Annotated in this window: 28 protein-coding genes and 3 tRNA genes; 20 read left to right on the forward strand and 11 right to left on the reverse strand. The window is 69.6% G+C overall.

Going from position 1 to position 23707, the window contains the following annotated elements; all coding sequences use genetic code 11:
* The first annotated feature begins 24 nt into the window (after positions 1-24).
* Positions 25-741: an IclR family transcriptional regulator gene (locus ABFX50_RS17785; RefSeq protein WP_183656364.1), complete on the forward strand. Its 717-nt coding sequence runs from the start codon at positions 25-27 to the stop codon at positions 739-741.
* Between the two features lie 316 nt (positions 742-1057).
* Positions 1058-2782: a hypothetical protein gene (locus ABFX50_RS17790; protein WP_346147708.1), complete on the forward strand. Its 1725-nt coding sequence runs from the start codon at positions 1058-1060 to the stop codon at positions 2780-2782.
* Positions 2783-2889: 107 nt separating this feature from the next.
* Here ABFX50_RS17790 and ABFX50_RS17795 read toward each other — a convergent pair whose 3' ends face one another.
* A complete protein-coding gene (locus tag ABFX50_RS17795; protein WP_346147710.1) occupies positions 2890-3588 on the reverse strand; it encodes a CTP synthase C-terminal region-related (seleno)protein in 699 nt (232 codons plus the stop codon).
* A gap of 70 nt (positions 3589-3658) precedes the next feature.
* On the opposite strand from ABFX50_RS17795, the gene ABFX50_RS17800 reads away from it, so the two are divergent.
* Positions 3659-4504, forward strand: coding sequence for a LysR family transcriptional regulator (locus ABFX50_RS17800; protein ID WP_346147711.1), 846 nt, complete (start codon positions 3659-3661; stop codon positions 4502-4504).
* 46 nt (positions 4505-4550) lie between these two features.
* On the opposite strand, the gene ABFX50_RS17805 is transcribed toward ABFX50_RS17800, so the two are convergent.
* The 3 genes from ABFX50_RS17805 to ABFX50_RS17815 form a co-directional block, all read right to left on the reverse strand.
* Positions 4551-4623 (reverse strand) — tRNA-Glu (locus tag ABFX50_RS17805).
* A 17-nt stretch (positions 4624-4640) separates the two neighbouring features.
* Positions 4641-4716: transfer RNA gene (locus tag ABFX50_RS17810), tRNA-Glu, on the reverse strand.
* A 138-nt stretch (positions 4717-4854) separates the two neighbouring features.
* Positions 4855-4926: transfer RNA gene (locus tag ABFX50_RS17815), tRNA-Gln, on the reverse strand.
* A 155-nt stretch (positions 4927-5081) separates the two neighbouring features.
* Between ABFX50_RS17815 and ABFX50_RS17820 the strand changes: the two genes are divergently transcribed.
* A complete protein-coding gene (locus ABFX50_RS17820) occupies positions 5082-7049 on the forward strand; it encodes a M3 family metallopeptidase (RefSeq protein ID WP_346147713.1) in 1968 nt (655 codons plus the stop codon).
* Here ABFX50_RS17820 and ABFX50_RS17825 read toward each other — a convergent pair.
* On the reverse strand, positions 7027-7578 hold the full coding sequence (locus ABFX50_RS17825; protein WP_346147715.1) for a PadR family transcriptional regulator: 552 nt from the start codon (positions 7576-7578) through the stop codon (positions 7027-7029). The two genes, ABFX50_RS17820 and ABFX50_RS17825, sit on opposite strands and share 23 nt — an antisense overlap.
* A 30-nt stretch (positions 7579-7608) precedes the next feature.
* On the opposite strand from ABFX50_RS17825, the gene ABFX50_RS17830 reads away from it, so the two are divergent.
* Positions 7609-8886 carry an MATE family efflux transporter gene (locus tag ABFX50_RS17830; RefSeq protein WP_346147717.1) on the forward strand — a complete coding sequence of 426 codons (1278 nt, stop codon included), beginning with the start codon at positions 7609-7611 and terminating at the stop codon, positions 8884-8886.
* Here ABFX50_RS17830 and gltX read toward each other — a convergent pair.
* On the reverse strand, positions 8780-10141 hold the full coding sequence (gene gltX, locus ABFX50_RS17835; protein ID WP_346148069.1) for a glutamate--tRNA ligase: 1362 nt from the start codon (positions 10139-10141) through the stop codon (positions 8780-8782). The genes ABFX50_RS17830 and gltX overlap by 107 nt on opposite strands.
* A 64-nt stretch (positions 10142-10205) precedes the next feature.
* Positions 10206-10970 carry a fumarylacetoacetate hydrolase family protein gene (locus ABFX50_RS17840; protein WP_183656342.1) on the reverse strand — a complete coding sequence of 255 codons (765 nt, stop codon included), beginning with the start codon at positions 10968-10970 and terminating at the stop codon, positions 10206-10208.
* Between the two features lie 149 nt (positions 10971-11119).
* Between ABFX50_RS17840 and ABFX50_RS17845 the strand changes: the two genes are divergently transcribed.
* The 6 genes from ABFX50_RS17845 to ABFX50_RS17870 are packed head-to-tail and all read left to right on the forward strand — an operon-like array spanning position 11120 to position 13604.
* On the forward strand, positions 11120-11593 hold the full coding sequence (locus tag ABFX50_RS17845) for an Asp23/Gls24 family envelope stress response protein (RefSeq protein WP_346148071.1): 474 nt from the start codon (positions 11120-11122) through the stop codon (positions 11591-11593).
* Between the two features lie 53 nt (positions 11594-11646).
* On the forward strand, positions 11647-11868 hold the full coding sequence (locus tag ABFX50_RS17850; RefSeq protein ID WP_246452260.1) for a hypothetical protein: 222 nt from the start codon (positions 11647-11649) through the stop codon (positions 11866-11868).
* On the forward strand, positions 11865-12053 hold the full coding sequence (locus ABFX50_RS17855) for a hypothetical protein (RefSeq protein WP_183660650.1): 189 nt from the start codon (positions 11865-11867) through the stop codon (positions 12051-12053). Before ABFX50_RS17850 ends, ABFX50_RS17855 begins: the two co-directional genes overlap by 4 nt.
* Positions 12050-12391, forward strand: coding sequence for an Asp23/Gls24 family envelope stress response protein (locus tag ABFX50_RS17860; RefSeq protein WP_346147719.1), 342 nt, complete (start codon positions 12050-12052; stop codon positions 12389-12391). The genes ABFX50_RS17855 and ABFX50_RS17860 overlap by 4 nt, the downstream gene beginning before the upstream one ends.
* Positions 12388-13026, forward strand: a complete 639-nt coding sequence (locus ABFX50_RS17865; RefSeq protein ID WP_346147721.1) for a DUF6286 domain-containing protein — start codon at positions 12388-12390, stop codon at positions 13024-13026. Before ABFX50_RS17860 ends, ABFX50_RS17865 begins: the two co-directional genes overlap by 4 nt.
* Positions 13023-13604, forward strand: a complete 582-nt coding sequence (locus tag ABFX50_RS17870; RefSeq protein ID WP_346147723.1) for an Asp23/Gls24 family envelope stress response protein — start codon at positions 13023-13025, stop codon at positions 13602-13604. The genes ABFX50_RS17865 and ABFX50_RS17870 overlap by 4 nt, the downstream gene beginning before the upstream one ends.
* A 41-nt stretch (positions 13605-13645) precedes the next feature.
* Here ABFX50_RS17870 and ABFX50_RS17875 read toward each other — a convergent pair whose 3' ends face one another.
* Positions 13646-13849 carry a cold-shock protein gene (locus ABFX50_RS17875; RefSeq protein WP_183656327.1) on the reverse strand — a complete coding sequence of 68 codons (204 nt, stop codon included), beginning with the start codon at positions 13847-13849 and terminating at the stop codon, positions 13646-13648.
* Positions 13850-13984: 135 nt separating this feature from the next.
* Between ABFX50_RS17875 and ABFX50_RS17880 the strand changes: the two genes are divergently transcribed.
* The 3 genes from ABFX50_RS17880 to ABFX50_RS17890 are packed head-to-tail and all read left to right on the forward strand — an operon-like array spanning position 13985 to position 14823.
* Positions 13985-14251, forward strand: a complete 267-nt coding sequence (locus ABFX50_RS17880) for a hypothetical protein (protein ID WP_346148088.1) — start codon at positions 13985-13987, stop codon at positions 14249-14251.
* 4 nt (positions 14252-14255) lie between these two features.
* Positions 14256-14447, forward strand: coding sequence for an amidohydrolase family protein (locus ABFX50_RS17885; RefSeq protein WP_346148072.1), 192 nt, complete (start codon positions 14256-14258; stop codon positions 14445-14447).
* A 1-nt stretch (position 14448) separates the two neighbouring features.
* Positions 14449-14823: an antibiotic biosynthesis monooxygenase family protein gene (locus ABFX50_RS17890; protein ID WP_346147726.1), complete on the forward strand. Its 375-nt coding sequence runs from the start codon at positions 14449-14451 to the stop codon at positions 14821-14823.
* On the opposite strand, the gene ABFX50_RS17895 is transcribed toward ABFX50_RS17890, so the two are convergent.
* Positions 14820-15407: an HD domain-containing protein gene (locus ABFX50_RS17895; protein WP_183656311.1), complete on the reverse strand. Its 588-nt coding sequence runs from the start codon at positions 15405-15407 to the stop codon at positions 14820-14822. The two genes, ABFX50_RS17890 and ABFX50_RS17895, sit on opposite strands and share 4 nt — an antisense overlap.
* A gap of 96 nt (positions 15408-15503) precedes the next feature.
* Here ABFX50_RS17895 and ABFX50_RS17900 point away from each other — a divergent pair, with 96 nt between their 5' ends.
* Complete coding sequence (locus tag ABFX50_RS17900) at positions 15504-17135, forward strand: heparinase II/III family protein (RefSeq protein WP_346147728.1); 1632 nt, start codon at positions 15504-15506, stop codon at positions 17133-17135.
* A gap of 49 nt (positions 17136-17184) precedes the next feature.
* On the opposite strand, the gene cimA is transcribed toward ABFX50_RS17900, so the two are convergent.
* Positions 17185-18759 carry a citramalate synthase gene (gene cimA, locus ABFX50_RS17905; protein WP_183656301.1) on the reverse strand — a complete coding sequence of 525 codons (1575 nt, stop codon included), beginning with the start codon at positions 18757-18759 and terminating at the stop codon, positions 17185-17187.
* Between the two features lie 189 nt (positions 18760-18948).
* Positions 18949-19587, reverse strand: coding sequence for a DsbA family protein (locus tag ABFX50_RS17910; protein ID WP_346147731.1), 639 nt, complete (start codon positions 19585-19587; stop codon positions 18949-18951).
* An 80-nt stretch (positions 19588-19667) separates the two neighbouring features.
* Here ABFX50_RS17910 and ABFX50_RS17915 point away from each other — a divergent pair, with 80 nt between their 5' ends.
* The 5 genes from ABFX50_RS17915 to ABFX50_RS17935 all read left to right on the forward strand — a co-directional run bounded on the left by ABFX50_RS17915 (position 19668) and on the right by ABFX50_RS17935 (position 23627).
* Complete coding sequence (locus ABFX50_RS17915) at positions 19668-20312, forward strand: O-methyltransferase (RefSeq protein WP_183656295.1); 645 nt, start codon at positions 19668-19670, stop codon at positions 20310-20312.
* 124 nt (positions 20313-20436) lie between these two features.
* Positions 20437-20970, forward strand: a complete 534-nt coding sequence (locus ABFX50_RS17920; RefSeq protein WP_346147734.1) for a Uma2 family endonuclease — start codon at positions 20437-20439, stop codon at positions 20968-20970.
* A 46-nt stretch (positions 20971-21016) separates the two neighbouring features.
* Complete coding sequence (locus ABFX50_RS17925) at positions 21017-21586, forward strand: GNAT family N-acetyltransferase (protein WP_346147736.1); 570 nt, start codon at positions 21017-21019, stop codon at positions 21584-21586.
* Positions 21587-21596: 10 nt separating this feature from the next.
* Positions 21597-22448, forward strand: coding sequence for an RNA polymerase sigma factor SigJ (gene sigJ / locus ABFX50_RS17930; protein ID WP_346147738.1), 852 nt, complete (start codon positions 21597-21599; stop codon positions 22446-22448).
* Between the two features lie 48 nt (positions 22449-22496).
* The gene (locus tag ABFX50_RS17935) at positions 22497-23627 is read left to right on the forward strand and encodes an NAD(P)/FAD-dependent oxidoreductase (RefSeq protein ID WP_346147740.1); all 1131 of its coding nucleotides are present in this window, start codon (positions 22497-22499) and stop codon (positions 23625-23627) included.
* The last annotated feature ends 80 nt before the right edge of the window (positions 23628-23707 follow it).

Below are 23707 nucleotides of genomic sequence, written 5' to 3' on the forward strand. Positions count from 1 at the left end.
ATGTCGAGACGGCAGTATCGGTGTATGGACAACTCTAGCGGAGTCGGCGTACTGGACAAGGCCGTTCTCGTGCTCAATGCCCTCGAAGCAGGTCCGGCCTCCCTCGCCCAGTTGGTTCAGGCCACAGGACTGGCCCGCCCGACCGCCCACCGGCTCGCGGTTGCGCTGGAGCACCACAGGATCGTCTCGCGTGACACGCAGGGAAGATTCGTCCTCGGCCCCAGGCTTTCGGAGTTGTCCACGGCGGCGGGCGAGGACCGGCTGCTCGCCGTCGCCGCTCCTGTGTTGACCCAGCTCAGGGATCTGACGGGAGAAAGCGCGCAACTGTACCGCCGCCAGGGTGACGAACGGGTCTGCGTCGCCGCCGCCGAGCGCTCCAGCGGCCTGCGCGACACCGTCCCCGTTGGTTCGGCGCTGCCCATGACGGCAGGTTCGGCGGCGCAGATCCTGCTGGCATGGGAGGAGCCCGACCGCCTGCACAGGGGGTTGCGCGGGGCCAAGTTCACCGCCGCCACGCTCGCCTCGGTACGGCGGCGCGGATGGGCCCACAGCGTGGGAGAGCGCGAGCAGGGGGTGGCCAGCGTCTCCGCCGCCATAAGGGGTACGGGCGGCAAGGTGATCGCGGCCGTCTCTGTCTCCGGACCGATCGAGCGCCTGACGCGCACGCCCGGACGGCTGCACGCCGTTCCCGTGATGGCCGCGGCCGAGCGCATCACCGAGGCCATGCGCCGCGCCAACTGAACCTCCCTCTTCCGTGATCCCCAGGCCCGCCTTCGCCCCCGGCTCCCAGGACACGCCGGGCGAGCGGCGAGGGCGGGCGTCGGAACTCCGGCCGTTCCTCACCCGCCTTCCTCCCCCTCTCCCTCGCCCTCGCCTGCGTCACAGCCCCGCCTCCTTCGGGCGCGTCGGCAGGGAGACGCGGGACGCCCGCGGCAGGGGTTCGGTGGGCTTTGGACGCGCTCCCACACGCACCATCCCCCCATGTCATGACTTTTCGTGATCGGCGCTAGGGGCATTTCGGGGGCCGACCGCAGCCAGGGCGCACTAGCCTGAGTGCGTGACAGATCGCATCGAGGTAGCCGCCGCTGAGCTGCGTCCCCTGCTCGAAGAGTTCATCGTGTGGGCCCGGGAACACGCCCCAGGCAGCGACCCCGACCTGGTCGGCCCGGCGGCGCTGTGGCACAGGCTCGCCGCCTCCGACGACGTCCGCCGCTGGCGGCGCGCCGACCTGCGGCCCGTGCTGCTCGAGCGCATGCCCAAGGTCGTGGAGGATCCCGACGAAGCGGCCGATGGAACCATCGGCGCCGTCCGCGCCTACCTGACCTTCCTGTCGGACACCGACAAGCTGGTCGAACCGTCCGACTCCCTCGACGATCTGCTCGACGAACTCGACGAACTCGAGGACGACTTCGTCGAGGCCATGGAGGATCTCATCGACGACGTGGGCGACGACGACGTGCGTGAAGAGGGCGGCGACCTCGGCGACTTCGAGGCTCTCGCCGACGAGCTGGCCGATCTGCCCACGATCAGGCTGCGTCCCGACGCGGAGCTGGCCGCGGCCGCGCGTGCGGTGCCGCTGATCGCCAAGGCTCGTGACCTGGCCGTATGGGTCGGCGACGCGCGCGAGGTCGGCGAGGACAGCCTGCTGTCCGACGCCGAGGTCGAGGAGGCGCTCGGCGTCATCGGCCTGCCCAAGCCGCAGACCGACGGCCCGCTGTCCGCCGCCGTCCCGCAGCTGTGGAACATCTGGAACCTCGCCGTCGACCTGGAGTTCCTCGAGCCCGAGGGCGCCGGCACCGTCGGCGTCGACGACGACACCTCCGAGTGGCCCTTCGACGACGACGAGGACGTGCTCGACGCCTGGATGCTCGGCCTCAACTCGATCGACTACGGCGACCCCGAGCTCGAGGACGACGACCTCACGATGACGCTCGTCGGTCTCACCCGCGCGCTGCTGGTCCGCCTGCTGATCGGCGGCGGCTCGCGCAACCTGGGCGAGCTGCGCGAGGAGCTGGCCGAGGCCGCCGCCGACCTCGACGAGCTCGGCGCCGACGCGTGGAACGAGGCCCGCGACCACTACGGCGACCCGCTGGCGCCGGTGCTCGACTGGCTGGTCGGCTACGGCATGGTCACCGTCAACGGCGACGAGGTCGCGCTGACGGCCCTCGGTACCGAGGGCGTGGTGCACCTGGTCGACGACTCCGACATCGAGCTCGACGCCCGTCCTGCTATCGACGCGATGACCGCCCTCGAGCTGCTGGCCTTCAGCGCCGAGCTGCCCGAGGACGAGGCGGACGCCGAGTTCGCCGCCTGGATGGAGCTGCGTGAGCCCGCCGAGGCGGCCCGTGAGCTGCTCGAGGCGGCGGCGGAGGACGACACCGACGCGCTGATCAGGGTGCAGGCCGCGAGCGTGGTCGGCACGCTGGGCGAGGCCGCCGTCCCCGCCTGGCAGTCCGCGCTGAAGGAGCCGTCGCTGCGGCCGTACGCCGCCACGCACCTCACGCAGCTGGAGGTGGAGGACGCGCCCGAGCCCACCCAGGACGACACCCACTGGCTCATTCTCGACATGTGGACGATCTCCGCGGGTCTGGGGCGTTCGGAGTTCGTCAGTAGCCTGCGCGACATAGGGCCTGACCTGCTCAACAACCTGCTCGAGGTGATCTGGAAGATCCCGCACGCGCACGTGGAGGAGCTGCTGGAGCTGATCTCGCAGGTCCACCCCGACAAGAACGTGGCGAAGGCGGCCAAGCGCGCCCTGTTCAAGGCCCGCTCGACCGCCTGACCCCGACTGCCACCCGAAGGACCCCCACCCCGAGAGCCGCGAAGAGCGGCTCCTGGCCGGCTGTGGGGGTCCTTCACGGCTCGGGATTCGCCCGAAGCCTTGGAGGGCTACGGCCTGCCTGCGGTGAGGACACCGGCGGCGACCGCGCGGGCGAAGGCGGCGATGATCGGGTGCGGCCTGGTGCCGTCCCCCGACAGCTCCGGCTGGAAGAGCGTGGCCAGGAAGAACGGGTGTCCGGGCAGCTCGGCGGCGCGTACCTGCCCGTCCTCGTCGTGCGCGGTGAAGCGCAGCCCGCCCTCCTCCAGCGCGGGCAGATAGGCCGCGTTGAGGCCGAACGAGCAGTGGTAGCGCTCGATCGCGCGCTCGGTGCCGACGGCCTGGCCGACCAGCGAGCCAGGCGCGAGCCGTACCTCGCCCTCGTGACCCACCAGCGAGCAGGTCAGCGGCGCGAGCAGGAGGTCGCGCTCGGCGTCGGGCTCGTTCTCCGCGTGGGCGACGTCCAGATCGCAGACGTGGCGGGCGTACTCCAGCATCGCGTGCTGGAAGCCGCCGCAGGTGCCGAGGAACGGGATGGCGTGCTCGCGGGCGGTCCTGACCGCCCGCAACGCGCCGTCCTCGCTGCGGTAGGGGCTGCCGGGCAGCAGCCAGACGCCGTCGAAGCCCCGCAGGTCGTCCACCTGCTCGGTGGGGATCCAGTAGGCGTCGAGAGTGAGTCCTTCACGTTCGCGCAGCGCCTCCAGCAGCAGCGGCACGCGGACATGGGAGCGGACGGTGGCGGAACGGTCCCCGACCAGGGCGAGTCTCATGCCAGCCATCCTGCGGGTCCGCCGAGTTAAGCGCCAACGATAATCGCTGCTGCTCTGATAAGCATTGCTGATGGACCCCCATCTGCTCAGGACCTTCGTGACGGTCGCCCACCGGGGATCGTTCTCGGCCGCCGCCGAGGAACTCGGATACACCCAGTCGGCCGTCTCCCAGCAGATCGCCGCGCTGGAGGCCGATCTCGGGCTGGCGCTGCTGCGCCGCCGTCCGGTGGAGCCCACACCGGCGGGCGCCAGGCTGCTGGAACACGCCGAGCCGCTGCTGCTGCGCCTGCGGGCGGCGCGCGCCGACGTCCTGCGCGCGGCGGCCGCCCCCTCCCCCAGGCTCACTCTCGCCGCCTCCCCGCTGGCCCTCACCGAGGACCTGGCCGTACGGCTGGCGCGACCGCCCCGCGGGGAGCTCACGATCAGGGCAACCAGCCGCGACGACGTGGCCGCCGTGGTCGCCTCGGGAGAGGCGGACCTGGGCCTGGTCGACGGCATCGCCGCCCCGAGCGACCCGTTGCGCCTGCCCGACGTGGGCCCGTTGTCCACGATCGGCGTCGGCGAGCAGGACCTCGTCGTCGCCCTGCAGGAAGGTCATCCTCTGGCGGGCCGCGCGGGGCTGCGGCTGGCCGATCTCGTGGACGCGCTCTGGCTGCAGACCCCGCTGTGTCCTGTGGAACGGCTGCGCGACATCGCGGGAGACGGCTTCAGGATCGGCATGACCTACACGGGCGACGACCTCCACACCGTGCTGCGCCTGGTGGCGGCCGGGCACGGCCTGACCCTGCTGCCCGCGGGCGCCGCCTCGCCTGTGGCGGTGCCATTGGTCGCGCCTCGGGTCGTGCACAGGATCGAACTGCTGCACGGCACGCTGGCCGGCCACGCCGAGCGGGTGGCCGAGAACCTGCGGCGCTGAAAGGAAAAAGCCCGGACGCGTGAGCGGCCGGGCTTTTTCTTCGGTGTAGTCCCGACCGGATTCGAACCGGCGCTACCGCCTTGAGAGGGCGGCGTCCTGGGCCACTAGACGACGGGACCGAAGCAGCTTGTGACAGTGGTAGTCCCGACCGGATTCGAACCGGCGCTACCGCCTTGAGAGGGCGGCGTCCTGGGCCACTAGACGACGGGACCCTGTCCACAAGCGATGTGCCGGGGGCCTCCCCGGCAACGGATGTAACTCTACCGCACCTCGAGGAGCACAACCAAACTCACGGAACCAGCCCGGAAAAGCAAAAACGGATGCCCGATGATCGGACATCCGTTGCAGAGCTGGGGTACCAGGACTCGAACCTAGAATAACTGAACCAGAATCAGTCGTGTTGCCAATTACACCATACCCCACCGGCCACGACCCTCTTCCGAGGCCCGTTCGCTGGCGACTCCGAAAGAATAGCCCAGGTAGGGGGACAAGACCAAAACGATTGCTCAACAAGCGCGCCGACGCCTCGCACATGCCAAGCTGAAGGGGACAAAACACCACGTGGAGGAGCCAAGCGTTGGCTGAGAATCCGTTCTTCGCACCGAGCAGCCTGCCCTACCAGCTGCCGCCGTTCGAGGAGATCCGCGAGGAGCACTACCTGCCCGCGTTCGAGCGTGGCATGGCCGAGCACCTCGCCGAGGTCGACGCGATCGCGAACAGCACCGAGCCGCCCACCTTCGACAACACCCTCGCCGCCCTCGAGCGCTCGGGCCAGGTCCTGAAGCGTGCCGCGATGGCCTTCTTCAGCGTCGCCGCCTCCGACTCCACCGACGGCATGATGGCGATCGAGACCGAGATCTCCCCCAAGCTGACCAAGCACACCGACGAGGTCAAGCTCAACCGGGCGCTGTGGACCCGCATCAAGCAGGTCTCCACGGACGTGGCCGAGGAGTCGTGGCTGCTGGAGAAGTACCGCGAGGACTTCATCGGCGCGGGCGCCGACCTCGGAGAGGCCGAGCAGGCCAGGCTCAAGGAGCTCAACGAGGAGGTGTCGAAGCTCTCCACCGAGTTCTCGCAGAACCTGCTGAAGGCCTCCACGGAGGAGGCGCTGGTCGTCCACGACGCCAAGGAGCTCGACGGCTTCGACGAGGCCAGGATCGAGTCGATCAGGAAGGACGACGCGTACGTCCTTCCTCTGCTCAACTACACCAACCAGCCGGGGCTGGCCCAGCTGACGAACAGGGAGACCAGGCGCAGGCTCTACCAGCTGAGCGTCGAGCGGGCCCGGCCCAACTTCGAGCTGGCCATCAGGATCGCCACGCTGCGCGCCGAGCGGGCCGCTCTTCTGGGCTTCCCCAACCACGCCGCCTACACCGTCACCGACCAGACGGCCAAGACCGTCGAGGCGGTCGAGGCGATGCTCGGCCAGCTGGTGGAGCCCGCCGTACGCAATGCCAAGAAGGAGGCTCAGGCGCTCGCCGAGATGGCGGGCTTCGACATCGAGCCGTGGGACTGGTCGTTCTACGCCGAGAAGGTGCGCCAGGCCCGCTACGACTTCGACGCCGACGCGATGCGGCCCTACTTCGAGCTGAACAGGGTCGTCGAGGACGGCATCTTCTACGCGGCAGGCAAGCTCTACGGCCTGACCTTCACCGAGCGCCCCGACCTCAAGGGCTACCACCCCGACGTGACGGTCTTCGAGGTGTTCAACGAGGACGGCTCGGCGCTCGGGCTGTTCCTGCTCGACCCGTACGCCAGGCCGACCAAGCGCGGCGGGGCGTGGATGAACAACCTGGTCGACCAGTCGTACCTGTTCGGCGAGAAGCCCGTGGTGATGAACAACCTCAACATCACCAAGCCGGCCTCCGGCCCGACGCTGCTGACCTACGACGAGGTCAACACCGCCTTCCACGAGTTCGGCCACGCGCTGCACGGCCTGTTCTCCGAGGTGCGCTACCCCAGGGTGTCGGGGACCAACGTGCCGCGCGACTTCGTGGAGTACCCCTCGCAGGTCAACGAGATGTGGACGACCTGGCCCGAGATCCTGGCCAACTACGCCAAGCACCACGAGAGCGGCGAGCCCATGCCCGCCGAGCTGGTGGAGAAGATGAAGGCGGCGGAGAAGTTCAACCAGGGCTTCGCCACGGTGGAGTACCTCGCCGCGACGCTGCTCGACTGGGCCTGGCACAAGCTGGAGCACGGGCAGACGGTCGAGGACGCCGAGGCGTTCGAGGCCGAGGCGTTGGAGGCCGCGCAGATCGCCTTCCCCCTGGTCCGGCCGAGGTACAGGACCAACTACTTCCAGCACATCTTCGCCAGCGGCTACAGCGCCGGCTACTACTCCTACATCTGGAGCGAGGTGCTCGACGCCGAGAGCGTGGAGTGGTTCAAGGAGAACGGCGGGCTCACGCGCGCGAACGGCGACCACTTCCGCAAGGAGCTGCTCTCGCGGGGCGGCGGCATGGACCCGCTGACCGCCTTCCGCAACTTCCGCGGCCGCGACCCGCGCATCGAGCCGCTGCTCAAGCGCCGCGGCCTCGACTGAGCTCGGCGAGTGTCTCCTTGAGCCACTGACGCTCCGCCGTGCCTGTGGCTCTGGCGACCAGCAGCATGCCGCGGTGGAAGGGGTCGGAGACCTCCTCGGCCCGCAGCGGCCTGTCCCCTTCGTAGAAGAAGCTCGCGGGCGCCTCGAGGAAGTCGAGGCGCCTGCGCAGCACCCCGGCCTGGAGTGAGGGATCCTCCAGCGCCGACAGGAACGTCAGCAGCGCGAAGAACCGCGTCTGGTCGCTGATGTCCAGCTCGGACGGCTCCCGCAGCCGCCTGAGCAGCGCCTCCCGCCCTTCGGCGGTGATGGTGAGCACCTGCCTGCGCGCCGCGGCCGCGCCCTCCTCCTCGTGCCGTTCGAGCAGGCCCTTGGCCTCCAGCCTGGCGATGGCCGGATAGAGCGCGCCGTCGCTGACGGGCCTCAGATGCCCGCTCAACGCGGTGAGGCGCGATTTGAGCTCGTAGCCGTGCATCGGCCGCCGGTTGAGGAACCCCAGGATCATCAGCGTCAGATCACCGCCACTTGCCATGGAAGCATCGTATCGCTATACCTCTATTCGATGTATAACGAAAAGATGCTCAAGCTGGCCATCCCGATCTACGTTGAGCTGCTCACCGCCGTCGTCGCCGTGAGCGTGATCGACCTGCTCTGGGTCTCGGGGCTCGGCGAGGCCGCGATCGCCGCCGTGACCATGGCCACCACCGTCGAGTACTTCGCCTACGGGCTGATCCTGGCGCTGCCGACAGGCCTCACGGTCCTGGTCGGCAGGCGAGACGGCGTGGCCCCCGTCACCCCGCTGATCAGGTCGGGCTGGCTGCTGTGGCTGGCCGGCTCGACCGCGATCGCGCTCCCTTGCGTGCTGCTGAGGGAGCCGCTGGCCAGGCTCCTCACCGCCGACGCCGCCACGGCCGCGCTGGCCGCCGACTTCCTGCTCGTCGCGATGGCGGGGCTGCCGATCTACTTCGCCCAGACGGTGGCCGACGGCGTGCTCAAGGGGCTCGGCAACGCCAGGATCCCGATGCGCAACGCGCTGATCTGCAACGCCCTGGTGATCGCGCTGGACCCCCTGTTCATCTACGGCCTGGGCCTCGGCGTTCAGGGCGCGGCGCTGGCCACCGTGCTGGCCCGTGCCCTCACCCTGGCCGTCTCCCTGAAGACGCTGGCACGGCTGGCGCCCCGCGACGCCGAGGGCCGGGCAGGCGCCTGGCAGATCATCGGCACCGGCCTGCCCATGTCGGGAGACTTCCTGGCCCGTGCCGTGGTCGGCCTGCTCCTGATGGAGATCGTCGCCAGGTTCGGCCTCGCGGCCCAGGCCGGCTACGGCATCGGCCTGAAGATCATGCTGGTGGGGGTGATGGCGTTCTACGCCCTCAGGCAGGCCGCGATGATCCGTACGGCCCGATCAGAGGAGACGGGCTCGCCGCTGAGGACGGGGCTGCTGGCAGGGGTGGCGGTCGCGGCGGCGCTCAACCTCGTCGCCGCGCCCGCCGCGAGCCTGTTCACCGACGACCCCGAGGCGGCGGTGAGCTTCCTGCGCTGGATGACGCTCTACCTGATCCCCTTCGGCGGCCTGATCGCGGCGGGCGGGGTGGCCCAGGCGAGCGGAAGGGGCAGCCGCCTGCTGGCCGCCACGCTGGCGGGCTTCGCGGTGCAGCTGCCCCTCGCCTATCTGCTGAGCTCCTGGCTCGGTCTCACGGGTGTGTGGCTGGCCATGGCGGCCGGGACCACGGTCAGCCTCGCAGCCGCTCCAGTGCGGCGCGCAGGCGCTCCTGGACGCGCTCCCGGCCCAGCACCTCGATCGACTCGAACAGCGGCAGACCCACGGTGCGACCCGTGACGGCGACCCTGATGGGCGCCTGGGTCTTGCTGAGCTTGAGCCCTCCGAGGGCGGCGCCGACCTCTTCGAGCGCCTCCTTCAGCGACTCGGGGTCCCAGTTGACCGTGTCGAGCCTGGCCAGGTAGCCCTCGATGACCTCGGGGGCGTTCGCCTTCATCGCCTTGTCCCACGAGGCCTGGTCGAAGACCGGCTGCTCGAGGAAGAGGAAGTCGACGTTCTGCCTGATCTCCGACAGCACGGCGACACGGGTCTGGGCGAGCGAGGCGACCTTGCTGAACAGCTCGGCGTCCCAGGAGGGGTCGAGGTAGGGCAGGCAGCGCTCTTCGAAGGTCTCCAGCGGCAGCGCGCGGATGTACTCGCCGTTGAAGGCGCGCAGCTTCTTCTCGTCGAAGAAGGCGCTGGCGGAGTTGACGTCCTCGAGGCGGAACCTCGGGACCATCTCCGCCCACGGCATGATCTCGCGGTCCTCGCCGGTGCCCCAGCCGAGCAGCATGAGGTAGTTGACCATCGCCTCCGCGAGGTAGCCCTCGTCGCGGTAGGACTCGAGGGCCACCTTGTCGCGGCGCTTGGACAGCTTCTTGCGCTGCTCGTTGACGATCACCGGCAGGTGCGCCCACACCGGCGGCTGCGCGCCCAGCGCCGGCCACAGCAGCATCTGCTTGGCCGCGTTGCCGAGGTGCTCCTCACCGCGCACGACGTGGGTGATGTTCTGGGTGATGTCGTCGACGGCGTTGGCGACCACGTAGAGCGGCGAGCCGTCGGTGCGCGCGACGACGAAGTCCTCCTGCGCGTTGTTGGGGAACTCCACCCGGCCGCGGATGACGTCCTCGACCACGGTGACGCCCTCGTCCGGCGTGCGGAAGCGCACCGCGCCCGAGGTCAGCCCTCGCTCACGGCAGTGGCCGTCGTAGCCCTTGTGCTCCGAGCCCGTGCGCGCGACCAGGTCGTCGCGGGTGCAGTCGCAGTAGTAGGCCATGCCCTTGGCCAGCAGGAGCTCGACCGCCTCGCGGTGCTGGGGCTCGAAGGCCGACTGGAAGTAGGGCCCCTCGAAGACCGGGTTGGTGCCGTTGATGCCGATCCAGTCGAGCGCCGAGATGATGCCCTCGGTCCACTCGGGCCTGTTGCGCGTGGCATCGGTGTCCTCGATGCGCAGCACGAACCTGCCGCCGGACTGCTCGGCCAGCGCCCAGTTGAACAGCGCCGTGCGGGCGCCGCCCACGTGGAACATGCCGGTGGGGGACGGGGCGAAGCGCACCCGTATGTCAGTGGCGCGGCCGGCCCGCGTCGCGGCGCCGCCCACTCCGCTCACTGCGTCGGGTTCAGTCACGGGAGACCACCTTGTTCGTCAGAGTGCCGATGCCCTCGATGCCGACGCTGACCTCGTCACCGATCTCCATCGGGCCCACGCCCGCCGGGGTGCCGGTCAGGATGACATCGCCGGGAATCAGCGTCATGACCGCGCTGACGTAGGCCACCAGCGCGGGGATGTCGTTGATGAGCTGGGAGGTGCGTCCGCTCTGCCTGATCTCACCGTTGACCGTGGTGGTCAGCGCCAGGTCGGAGGCGTCGAGGTCGGTCTCGATCCACGGGCCGATCGGGCAGAAGGTGTCGAACCCCTTGGCCCTGGTGAACTGGACGTCCTTCTTCTGCAGGTCGCGAGCGGTGACGTCGTTGGCGCAGGTGTAGCCGAAGATGACGTCCTTGGCCCGCTCGGCGGGCACCTCACGGCAGAGCCTGCCGATCACCACGGCCAGCTCGCCCTCGAAGTCGACGCGCTCCGACTGCGAGGTGGGATAGGCGATGGCGTCGCCGTGGCCGACCACCGAGGTGGACGGCTTCATGAAGATGAGCGGCTCTTCGGGGACCTCGTTGCCGAGCTCCTTGGCGTGCTCGGCGTAGTTCCTGCCGATGGCGATGACCTTGCTGGGCAGCATCGGCGCCAGCAGCCGCACCTCGGCCAGCGGGTAGCGCTCACCGGTGAACTGGATCTGGTTGAACGGATGACCGGCGATCGTCGAGATGACGTCGCCCTCGACCACGCCGAAGACAACCTCGTCGCCTGTGGAGAACCTCGCTATACGCACATGACAAGGCTAGTGCCGTCCACCTGGTGCCTCGTCGGGTCCATTAATCCCCAAAACCCGCTTTAAACCCTGAATGGCACTGAACCGCCTGGTAACAGGTCGAAGTGAGTCGATATCGACACCGGGGGTGACTGATCGTGGCTGACACGATGGCCAGAGACAGCGGCACGGCGACGCCGGCCGTACCGAGAGCACGGACGCAGGGCGGCAGCTCGCTCATCACCGAGCAGGGCAGGACGACCATCGCCGACGGCGTCGTGGCGAAGATCGCAGGACTGGCCGCGCGGGAGGTCTCCGGCGTGTACAGCATGGGCGGTGGCACCGCGCGGGCCCTGGGCGCCATGCGTGGCATGGTCGGCGGCGAGAAGAGCGTGAGCCAGGGTGTGTCGGTGGAGGTGGGCGAGCGGCAGACAGCCGTCGACCTCGACCTCACAGTGGAGTACGGCGCGGCGATCCCCGACCTGGCCGGCGCGGTCCGCAGGAACGTGATCTCGGCGATCGAGCGGATGACCGGCCTGGAGGTGACCGAGGTGAACGTCAGCGTCAACGACGTGCACCTGCCCGAGTCGCCCAAGAACGAGGAGGAGTCCACCGAAAGGGAGAGGGGGCCACGAGTCCAATGACAGATGACGGGCTGGCCCATGCCATAGCGGAACGGGTACGGAGCTGCCCGGGTGTGGCGGATCTCTCGGGCGGCCCGTTCGGGACCGTGGCGACGTACCTGCCGGGCAGGCGGCTGAAGGGAGTGGCCGTTCGCGACGACGAGGTGGAGATCGCCATCGTCGCCCGGGCCGGCCGCTCCCTCCTCGAAACCGCCGACCAGGTGCGCAGCGTCGTCGTCCCGCTGACGGAAGGCCGCCGCGTGAACGTGGCGATCCAAGATCTGGAGGACTCATGAACACCATCCCCGTGCTGCCGATCATCGGCATGGCGGTCGGCATCATCCTGGGCCTGGCCGGCGCCTTCGGCGGGCTGGGGGCGTTCCTGCTGGTCCTCGTGCTCGGCGCGCTGGGCCTGCTGGTCGGGCGCATCGCGGAGGGCGGCGAGATCGACCTGTCGCACCTCACAGCGAGGCGACGATGACGGTTCCCGCCCACGGCGTGCTCATCCCCGCCCAGCGGATCCCCGCCGAGCAGCGGGGACGCACGCGTATCGAGGACAGGGTTGTCTCCAGCATCGCGCTGCAGGCGGCCAACGAGGTGGAGCAGGTGCGCGAGGTGCTGCACCGCCGCTCACCCGCCGCCAGGGTGGACGGCGACCTGACGACGATCCGCGTGGACGTGGCGCTGGACTATCCGGCGCCGGTCCGCACGATCGCCTCCGAGATCAGAAACCACGTGGCGCGCAGGGTGCTGGAGTTGACCGGCCTCGAGGTCGCCCAGGTCGACGTGCGCGTGACGAGCCTGGAGGTGAGGTCATGACGCTGGAGGCCAAGCCGGAGCCGCAGACGACGCCGCAGCAGCAGACCGCGCCGGAGACCGCTCCCGTCGCGCCGGTCGATCCGGCGGCCGACAAGGCCGCGCTCCGTGCCTTCAAACCGCGCAGGATGGTCGCCGCCTCCGTGGCGGCGCTGGTGTTGATCGGGATCGGCTTCGTGGCCGCCGTCGAGATCATCTCGACGCTCGTCAACAGGCCGGTCGGCTGGCTGCCCAAGGCTCCTGCGCTGTCGTGGGCCTCGGCGACCCCGTGGAGCAGCCCGCAGGTCCTGGCTGCGGCGAGCGTCCTCGTCCTGGTCGGGCTCGGGCTGCTGGCGCTGGCCATGAAGGCGGGCCGTCCTCATCTGGTGCCGGTGCGCACGGGCGATCCCGACCTGATCATCGGGCTGCAGCCGAAGGGCTTCGCCGCGGCGCTGGCCCGCGCGGCCGAGGACGTGCCGGGGGTCCACTCGGCCAAGGCCGGCGTGGGCGGCGGCAGGGTCGCCGTGACCGCCTACGCGTCAGGGTGGAACGACGCCAGGCTGACGGAGGCCGTACGGCACGCCGTCCTCGCACGGCTCGGCGCGCTCGGCCCCATCAACCACTACAGGGTGTCCGTCACGATGAAGGAGCGGCGATGAGCACCGGCCGCGCCAACCGCATCGGGCTGGCCGTCCTCGGCCTGGTCTGCCTCGTGTGCGGCGGGTTGGCGCTGGCCAGGGGGCTGCGCGCCTTCCCGCAGAACTGGGCGCCCGCCGACGAACCGCTGGTCAACGGGCCTGTCCGGGAGTTCTTCACCCGATTCTCCCCATGGCTCTGGTGGGCGCTGGCCGTGCTGGCGGTGGGCCTCGCGCTGGCCGGCCTGCGGTGGCTGGTCGCGCAGAGCCGCCACGAGACCATGGGCGAGGTCAGGGTGGAAGACGGAGCCGAGGGCCAGACGACCGTCACCTCGGCGGCCGTGGCGAAGGCGGCCGCGGCCGAGCTGACCGCCGTGCCGTCGGTGACGTCGGCGACCGCGGCGCTGGCGGGCGACCACGACCACCCCAAGGTACGGCTGCGCCTGGCGGCCGACGAGCGGATGCCGATGAGCGCGCTGCGGGAGGAGCTGAGCACGGTGACCGTGCCGCACATGAGGCTGGCGCTCGGGGCCGACCGGCTGCCGACGATCGTCAGGGTCAGCCTGGAACCGGCGGCTCCGCCCAAACGAGTGGTGAGATGAAGAAGCGGGGCCCCGGCGAAGGGGCCCCGCTTCATCGTTGGTTACAGCGGAACAACCTGCTCAGCCTGCAGACCCTTCGGCCCACGGGTGGTCTCGAACGAGACCCGCTGGTTCTCCTCGAGCGAGCGGTAGCCGTTGGTGGTGATGGCCGAGTAGTGCACGAACACGTCCGCGCTGCCGTCGTCGGGCGCGATGAACCCGAAGCCCTTCTCGGCGTTGAACCACTTCACGGTGCCTTCAGACAACTGCTTCTCCTTCTGATGAGCCCCGCTACTTCAGCAGGGCTGCGTTGCGGACCCTACCCCGCAATCGGCTCCGCAGACGAGCGAAGTACCAAGCCGGGTGCCAACAGTGGGCAAAAGATTGGCATCATCGGCCGCATGGAGCTCATCACGGCCGATCTACTCATTCCGGGCGACGGCCAGCCCGTACGGCAGGCGGCCGTCGTCATCGAGAACGGCCTCATTCGCTACGCGGGCCCCGCCCGGAACGCCCCCGACACGACGGGCGCGACGCGCACCTCCGCGCCCGTCGTCATGCCTGGTCTGTGGGACTGTCACACCCACCTGTTCGGCGCCCCCGACCTCGACCCCGCCCGCGTCCTCACCGTCTCCCCCGAGCTGCGCGCCGCCCGCTGCCTCCTCTAAGGCGATCAGGGCGGCCACCGCGCACGGCCCTCTCACGCTCGGTGCCCAGGCGCCGCGCAGCGGGGTGCTGGCCGAGGGGTACGACGCCGACGTGATCACGCTCGACGCCGACCCGCTCGACGACATCACGGCCATGTCCGATCCCGATCACGTGACGGGTGTGTGGAAGGCTGGCAGGAGGGTGAAGGGAGCCTGACATGTCCGTGGTGAAGATCAACGCGTTGACCGTGCCCGCCGAGATGCGCGAGGAGCTGGAGCGGCGTTTCTCCGGCAGGGCGGGGATGGTGGAGTCGTCCGACGGCTTCGAGTGGTTCGAGTTGCTGCGCCCCGTCGAGGGCACTGACACCTACCTCGTCTACACCCGCTGGCGCAGCGAGGAGGACTTCCAGGCCTGGCAGTCCAGCAGGGCCTTCCAGGCCGGCCACGCCCAGGCCGCAGGAGAGCGGCCCGGGCACGGCCACGGGCAGGGAGAGGGCCACGGGCAGGGACACGGTCACGGCCAGGGCCCCGCCGCCTCGGGCGCGCAGCTGTGGTCCTTCGAGGTCGTCCAGAGCACGGGGCCCAAGGGCTAGTGGTCGAGCGGGTTCGCCGCCACTCTCGCGGCGAACCCGCTCCGCACGAAGCTCGCCGCCAGGCTGTCCGGCTTGCGCGCGGCCTGGCTCTCGAAGCAGGCCACGAACTCCTCGGCGAGGCCGAGACGCGGGTAGCGGCCCAGCACCTCCTCGCGCACGTCGCCGGGGATCGCGTCGGTGCCGCGTCCAGAGACGTCCATGCCCGTCGACAGCTCCAGCAGGTGGCCCTCGGGGTCGTCGCGCACGTCGACCTCGTCCCACATGTGGCGGACGATCACCTCGGCCGCGCGCCGCCTGCGCTCCACCGGCCAGCCCGCGCCCGCGCCGAAGACCCACGCCACGTGCCCGCCCGCCTCCTCGAACGGCAGGCTGTGGTTGTCGAAGGCCTCGGCCAGGCCGAGATCGTGCAGCATCGCCGCCACGTAGAGCAGCTCGGCGTCGAAGTGGATGCCCCTTCTGCGCGCGTAGTAGGCGGCCCACAGATATGAGCGCACGGAGTGGTTGAGCAGCGCGGGCGAGTGATAGGCGGTCGCCACTTCGAGCGACGCTCGGCACGCCGATGTGTCCGGGATCACGAGGTTCATGCCGTCACGATAACGATGTCTCATACCAGCTTGACCAGGTGATCTTATTCCGGACAGCATGTTCCGCCCCCTCGGTTCGGCCCGGAAGGATCTGGCGTGCGTCGCCTCGCTCTCCCCCTCGCTCTCCTGCTCGCCCTCGGAGGGCCGGCCGACACCGCGGGCGCCACTGTGAAACGCACCGCGGAGTGCCAGGGCGACTGGCTGCCCGCCACGCCGACGGCGGCCGAGGTGATGAAGGGCGAGGTCGCCTTCCTCGACCTGCCGCCCGTCAAGGTCGGCCAGGACGTCGACTGGCGCACCAACCCGTACAAGAACCGCTCGTGGGGCATGGTGTTCCACTCGCTGCGGTGGATGGGCCGCCTGGTGGCCGAGTACGAGAACAACGGCGAGGAGCGCTACCTCGCCAGGGCCACGGAGATCGCCCAGGACTGGGTGAAGGACAACCCGCGCGGCCGGCCCGCCAGCCCGTACGCCTGGGCCGAGCACCCCATCGCGCTGCGCGCTCCCGCGCTGGTCTGCCTGAGCAGGCACGTCGACGCCAAGTGGCTCAAGGACAGCCTGTCCGAGCACGCCAGGGTCCTCGGCGATGACCGCCTCTACGAGTGGGGCCACAACCACGGCATCGACCAGGACATCGCGCTGCTCGGCATCGGCTGCCGCCTGAACGACAGGCGCTGGCAGGACCACGCGATCAGGCGCCTCACCAAGACCGTGAAGCTCGACATCGACTCGCAGGGCGCGCTGATGGAGCAGGCCCCCCGCTACGCGATCTACGTCCACGACCGGCTGAAGGTCGCCATGACCAACCTCAAGGACTGCGGCCGCAAGGTGCCAGGCGACATCTCCGCGCGCTGGTCGAAGCTGGGCGGCTTCATCATGCACTCCACCAACCCCGCCGGGTTCATGGTGCCGATCGGCGACGGCGGCGCCGACCACGAGCCCTCGGGCTTCCAGAACCCCTCGGAGAGGGTGAAGGTCTTCAAGGCCGGCTACGTGTACGGCAGGACCGACTGGGCCAAGCCCGAGTCGGCCTTCTACTCCATCAGGTTCGGCCCCGGCACGAAGTACCACGGCCACGAGGACCACCTCGGCCTCACCTACTACGCCCAGGGCAGGGACGTCCTGGTCGACGCCGGTTTCCACTCCTACGAGCCCACGCGCTACCGGTACTGGACCATGTCGCCCGAGGCGCACAACGTGCCGACCGTCGTGGGCGCCCGCTTCAGGCCGAGGACCGCGACCAAGTTGTCCAGGACCGCCTACGACTCGGGCCGCCAGCGCTACCGGCTCACCGACAAGGCGTACGGCGTGAGCCGTACCAGGTCGGTGCTGGTCAACCACGACGAGGACGTGATGGCCGTCCTGGACGGCGCGGGCGGCGGCAGGAAGGTCAGGAACATCTGGCGCTTTGACCCCTCGCTCAAGCTCGTCTCCAACTCCGGCGGCAAGGTCGTGCTGGCCGACGGGAAGTTCAAGGTCAGCCTGGTGCAGCTGTCCGGCTGCAAGCCGGTGGGCGGCCAGAAGGTGGAGCGCGGCGGCAGGCTCGGATGGGTGTCGCCCTCGTACATGGCCAAGAACCCGGCGACGACGGTCGTGTCTCCGGCCTCCGCGTCGCTGCTGACGGTGATCGTGCCCGGCACCGACCAGCCGAAGGTGTCGTGCGCGGGGGGCAAGGTCACCGTGCAGACCGCCGACGGCGCCGTCGGCTTCAAGGCGTCGATCTTCTAGACCGGCTCGTACCTGACGGGGCGGCCGGGTGGGCCGCCCCGCCGCAGCCTCAGACCTCTCTGCCCGAGCGCAGCAGGCCGTAGGTGACGGCCTGCTCAAGGGCCTGCCAGCTGGCCTCGATGATGTTCTCGTCGACGCCCACGGTGGCCCACTCGCCGCTCTCGTCGCTCGAGGTGATCAGCACGCGGGTGATGGCGCCCGTGCCGTGCGAGCCCTCCAGGATGCGCACCTTGTAGTCGACGAGCTCGAGCTTGGCCAGCTCGGGATAGAGCTTCTCCAGCGCCAGCCTGACCGCCCTGTCGAGCGCGTTGACGGGGCCGTTGCCCTCGCCCGTGGCGACGATGCGCTCGTCCTTGGCGTGGACCTTGACCGTGGCCTCGCTGACCACCTCGCCGCCCTTGGTGCGCTCCACGATCACCCGCCACGACTCAACCTCGAAGTGGCGCTTGCGCTCCCCGTGGACGGTGTCGCGCAGCAGCAGCTCGAAGGAGGCGTCGGCGGCCTCGAAGGTGTAGCCCTTGGACTCCAGGTCCTTCACCCTGCCGACCAGGGTCTTGGTGGACTCGGGGGTCAGCTCGTAGCCGAGCTCGCGGCCCTTGAGCTCGACCGAGGCGCGACCTGCCATGTCCGAGACCAGCATGCGCATGTCGTTGCCGACCATGGCGGGGTCGATGTGCTGGTAGAGGTTCGGGTCCACCTTGATGGCGCTGGCGTGCAGGCCCGCCTTGTGGGCGAAGGCGGAGGTGCCCACGTAGGGGGCGTGGGAGTTGGGGGTGACGTTGGTGACCTCGGTGATCGCGTGCGCGATGCGGGTCATGTCGGCCAGCGCCTGCGGAGGCACCAGGTCGAAGCCGCGCTTCAGCTGGAGGTTGGCCACCACCGTGAAGAGGTTGGCGTTGCCCGAGCGCTCGCCGTAACCGTTGGCGCAGCCCTGGACGTGCGTGGCGCCCGCCTTGACCGCGGCGAGCGTGTTGGCGACGGCGCAGCCGGTGTCGTCGTGGCAGTGGATGCCGACGCGCGCGCTGGTCTGCACGGCCGCGTGGACGACCTCGGCCAGCTCGTCGGGGAGCATGCCGCCGTTGGTGTCGCACAGGGCGATGACGTCCGCGCCCGCTTCGGCCGCGGTCAGCAGCACCTCCAGCGCGTAGGCTGGGTTGGACTTGTAACCGTCGAAGAAGTGCTCGGCGTCGAGGAAGACTCGCTGTCCCCCCGCACGAAGGTGAGAGACCGTATCGCGGATCATCGCGAGGTTCTCCTGGAGAGTCGTGCGGAGGGCCAGCTCCACGTGCCGGTCGTGGCTCTTGGCGACAAGGGTCACGACCGGCGCGCCGGATTCGCGCAGAGCGGCCACCAACGGGTCGTCGGCTGCCTTCACACCGGCTCGGCGGGTCGCGCCGAACGCGGCGAGCTGCGCGTGCTTCAGGTCGAGCTCTGTTTGAGCGCGCCTGAAGAACTCTGTGTCCTTGGGGTTGGCGCCCGGCCAGCCCCCCTCGATGAATCCGACGCCCAGCCCGTCCAGGTGCCGCGCGACAGCGAGCTTGTCGGCGACGCTGAGGTTCAGGCCCTCCTGCTGTGCGCCGTCTCGCAGCGTGGTGTCGTAGACGTGGAATCGATCGTCGGCCATCGAGATCTCCTGAGGAAAAGTCTGTGCAGAAAAGCAAAAGACCCCTCACGGACGTGAGAGGTCTGCGCGCTGGCTATGTCCCTTGTCAGCCAGCGCGCCTGCCGATAATGAGCAGAGCAGAACACATGATGCCTGCGAGTCTGCCATACGCATTCACCATCTGGCACATCGATCTCATATTTCGGGACGTCACACCGAGGTGCCCTGCTGTTCGATCGCCGACAGGTCCCTGATCGGCCGGCCGTCGAGGAGGAGCGTGGGGGTGCCGTCGATCCGGATCTTCGCGTTGTCCTCGAGGTGCTTGCCCGCGTGGCGCTGCGAGGTCACGCACTGCTCGAAGCCCGCGTCGGTGACGCCCGCGCTCCTGCCCGCGGCCACCAGCTCCTCGACCGTATAGCCGGTGGCCTGGCCGTGCGGGGCGGGCTGCATGCCGTACAGCTTGTCGCGGAAGGCGAGCCAGTTGGCCGAGGGCACGCAGCGCGCTGCCGCGGCGGCCCTGATGGAGTTGGAACGGCTGGGCTCGTCGGTGAAGATCGTCACGGTGTGGAAGACGACGGTGAGCTTGCCCTCACCGACCATCTGCTCCAGACGCCGGCCCGAGGTCTCGTGCAGCTCCTTGCAGAAGGGGCAGTCGAAGTCCTCGAACAGGTCGAGCACGGGCGCGTCGGCACCGGGCCTGCCCAGCAGCATCGAGCCGTCGGCTCGCCGGACGAGCTTGACGTCCTGCGCCGCGCTCCCCTTCGGGAGCCCCGCGATGATCAGCAAGCCGGCGAGTACGGCAAGTGCCACGAAGGCGCCGACCATCTTGGACCGTCCACGCCTCTCCACCGTCAACTCCACGTATGGCTCCGCCCATAAGATCCGCTTTCAACCGCGTGTCACCTTATCGGGTGGGGAGAATGTGCCCCATGAAGGCCTCTTACCTCTCGCCCGCCGTCGGGCAGTACATCCTGGCCCACTCGACCCGCCCCGACGAGCTGCTCGACGAGCTCGCCGCCGAGACGCGCGCGGCCACAGGGCCTGACGCGGGGATGCAGATCTCCCCCGACCAGGGCCGCTTCCTCACCATGATCACACAGCTCGTCAAGCCCACGCTGGCCGTCGAGGTCGGGACGTTCACCGGATACTCCTCGCTGTGCATCGCCAGGGGACTCGCCGGAGGGCGGCTGCGCTGCTTCGACGTGAGCGAGGAATGGACCTCGATCGCCCAGCGGTACTGGGAGAAGGCGGGGGTCGCCTCGAGGATCACTCTCACGCTCGGCCCCGCCACGGAGTCGCTGCGCGCCCTGGAGGAGCAGATCGACCTCGCCTTCATCGACGCCGACAAGATCAACTACCCGGCCTACTACGAGCTGGTGATGGAGCGGCTGCGCCCCGGCGGGCTGGTGCTGGTGGACAACACGCTGTGGGACGGCTACGTCGCCGACCCCTCGTACGAGGACGAGATGACCAGGAGGATGAGGGAGTTCAACGACCTGGTGATGAACGACCCGAGAGTCACCTCCGTGATGCTGCCGATCGCGGACGGCCTGACGATGATTCGAAAGAAGTAGCGAAATCATCTCCACGAGATGGTTACGATGTGTCGCGCGCTGAACACGTTGCGCTCGACCATCCGGAGGGGATGATAGTGACATGGCCAAGGTTCTGGAGCGACCGATCACAGAGATGCCGACAATGCAGGAAAGCTACAAGCGCGCCTGCGAGCTGTTTCCCAGCCACCGCGTCGAGTTCATCGACGGCCGGATCGTGGTGAACGACGTGCCTACCTGGGATCACAACAAGATCATTTCCCGACTGCTCAAGCTCATCATCAGCATTGTCACCGACCGTGACTGGGAGATCGGCACCAACATCAAGCTCTTTCTCGGCGCTCAAGCTGATCGCTACATTCCCGACCTGACCATCGTGCCGCCTCACCCACGCATGTGGGGAGATGACGAGGTCTACGGCGAGGACACCAACCTCGTCGTCGAGGTCGTCTCGCCCTCCAGCGTCCACGACGACCACGCCGTCAAGCCCCGCGAGTACGCCAGGGCGGGTGTCCCGCTGTACCTGCTGATCGACCCCGCGCAGAGCATCGCGATCCTCTTCAGCCTGCCCGCCGAGAAGGGCTACCAGCACAGGACCCAGGTAGAGCTCGGCACCGCGCTCGACCTGCCTGAGCCGTGGAAGCTCTCCATCGACACGGGCAAGCTCGTCGAGGCCTGACCCCCCGCCCCTTCCGGCGGCGCGAGCGTGGCCGGGAGAATGGGGCGTGCACATCATTCTGGAGACCGAGCGGCTGGTGTTGCGCCGCTTCACCGAGGACGACCTCGACCATCTGGTCGAGCTGGACAACGACCCCGAGGTCATGCGCCATCTCAACGGCGGCAGGCCCGTCGCCCGCGAACTGATCAGGGACGTCACGCTGCCCAGGTTGCTGTCCTACTACGAGCGTCCTGACGGGTTCGGGTTCTGGGCAGCCGAGGAGAAGTCCACGGGTGAGTTCATCGGCTGGTTCCACTTCAGGCCGGGCAAGGACGCCCCTCCCGGTGAGCTCGAGCTGGGCTACCGGCTGCGGAAGGCGGCGTGGGGCAAGGGCTACGGCACCGAGGGCTCCCGCGCCCTGATCGACAGAGGCTTCACCGAGCAGGGCGTGGAGCGGGTGACGGCCGGCACCCTGGCCGTCAACACGGGCTCGCGACGGGTGATGGAGAAGGCCGGGCTGACGCACGTGCGCACGTACTTCGACGACTGGCCCGAGGGCATCGTGCGGTCCGAGGAGGGCCTGGTCGAGTACGCGCTGACCAGGGCCGAGTGGGAGGCGAACAGGTCCGGCTTGTAGAAAGGAGGCCATGTCCGTCTCGCAGACCGAGTGGGAGCAGCATCGGCCGGCGGTCTTCGGCGCGGCCTACCGGCTGCTCGGGAGCGTGGCCGACGCGGAGGACGTCGTCCAGGACGTGTGGCTGCGCGCCGCGCAGGCCGATCTGGACGACGTGGTCGACCTGCGGGCCTGGCTCGTGACGGTCTCCGCGCGCACCTCCTACAACCTGCTCAACTCGGCGAGGGCCCGAAGGGAGAGCTACGTCGGGCCATGGCTGCCGGAGCCGCTGCTGACCGGGCCGGACGCGGCCGCCCCCGTGCTGGTGGACGAGTCGGTGAGCTTCGCGATGCTCCTGGTCATGGAGGAGCTCTCCCCGCCCGAGCGCGTGGCGCTGGTGTTGCACGACGTGTTCGCGCTGCCGTTCGACGAGATCGCCGAGGTGCTGGGCACCACCTCGGCCGCCAGCAGGAAGCTGGCCTCCAGGGCCAGGGGCCGCATCGCCAAGGCCAGAGGGCGGCAGCCGCCGTCCAAGGCCGAGACGGCCGAGGCGCTCCAGGCGTTCAAGGCGGCGGCGCAGGCCGGCGACCTGGCCAGGCTGGTCGAGCTGCTCCACCCCGAGGCCGTCTACGTCGCCGACGGCGGCGGCAGGGTGACCGCGGCCCGCATGCCCGTCCACGGTGGCGAGCGCGTCGCGATGCTGGCCATCCGGGTGGTGCTGCAGGCGCGGCCCGACAGCATCGAGCTGATCGAGCTGAACGGAGAGCCCGCGCTCGCCGCCCACCGCGACGGCGCGCTGCTGTGGGTCGACACGGTCGAACTCGTGGACGGCAGGATCGTCGCGATCAGGCGCGTGGCCAATCCCGAGAAGATCGGTCACATCTGAGCGAGCTGTCTTGTCTCCCTGCCGGAGCACACTGCAGAGGAGACCAAGATGGCTCACATCGTGATCGTAGGCGGCGGTTTCGCGGGCGTGTGGAGCGCCGCGGGCGCCGCACGGGTGCGCGGCGAGGCCGCCGACGTCCGCATCACCCTCATCTCGCCGAGCGACCAGCTGGTGCTGCGACCCCGGATGTACGAGGCGGAGCCCGACCTGGCCACGGTGGAGCTCAGCCGGGTACTCGAACCCATCGGCGTCGGGCACCTGCGGGCGACGGTGACCGCCATCGACACCGGGCGCGGCACCGTGACGGCCGGCGGCGAGGTGATCGCCTACGACCGGCTGGTGCTGGCGGCGGGCAGCGCCCTCGTGCGCCCCGACCTTCCTGGCGCGCAGCACCTGTTCGACGTCGACACTCTCGAGGGCGCGCGCAGGCTCGCCGGCCACCTCCGCGGACGGGACGGTTTCACCGCGGTGGTGGTCGGCGCGGGCTTCACCGGACTGGAGGTCGCCACCGAGCTGGCGGGACGCGGCCGGGTCGTGCTGGTGGACAGAAGTGACGTGGTCGGCGTCGAGCTGGGCCCCGGACCGCGCCCCACGATCGAGGCGGCGCTCGACAAGCTGGCCGTCGAGCGGCGGCTGGGGACCAGCGTGACCTCCGTGGGCCCCGACCACGCCATCCTGTCGGACGGCTCGCGGGTGGAGGCCGACGCCGTCGTCTGGACGGCGGGCATCCAGGCCAGCCCGCTGACCGCGCAGCTCCCCTCCGAGCGCGACCGGCTCGGCAGGCTGCTGGTGGACCGGCATCTGCGCGCCGGCCGCGCCGAGTTCGCCGCGGGCGACACCGCGGCCGCCCGCTACGACGACGGCCACTTCGTGATGCCGAGCTGCCAGCACGCGATCCCGCTCGGCATGGTCGCGGGCCACAACGCGGCGGCCGACGTGCTCGGCCTCGAGCTCAGGGAGTTCGAGGCAGGCCCCTACGTGACCTGCCTCGACCTGGGCGAGGCAGGCGCGGTCTTCACCAGGGGCTGGGAGCGCGCGGTGATGGCCTCAGGCGTGGACGGCAAGGAGGTCAAGCGGTGGATCATGGAGGTGATCCACCCGCCCGTCGACGACGCCGCGACCATCCTGGCGGCCTCCGACCACCCCTCCTTCGAGATCCCGTTCTACGAGAGCCGCTGACCGGCGCGGCGGGTCCAGGCAGAACCCCGGCGGCTTGGATCTGTCGCCGTGGGAAGCGCCCTCATCGCCGAGGCGCCGCC

The organism is Nonomuraea recticatena, from assembly GCF_039533245.1.
Classification (GTDB): Bacteria; Actinomycetota; Actinomycetes; order Streptosporangiales; family Streptosporangiaceae; genus Nonomuraea; species Nonomuraea roseola.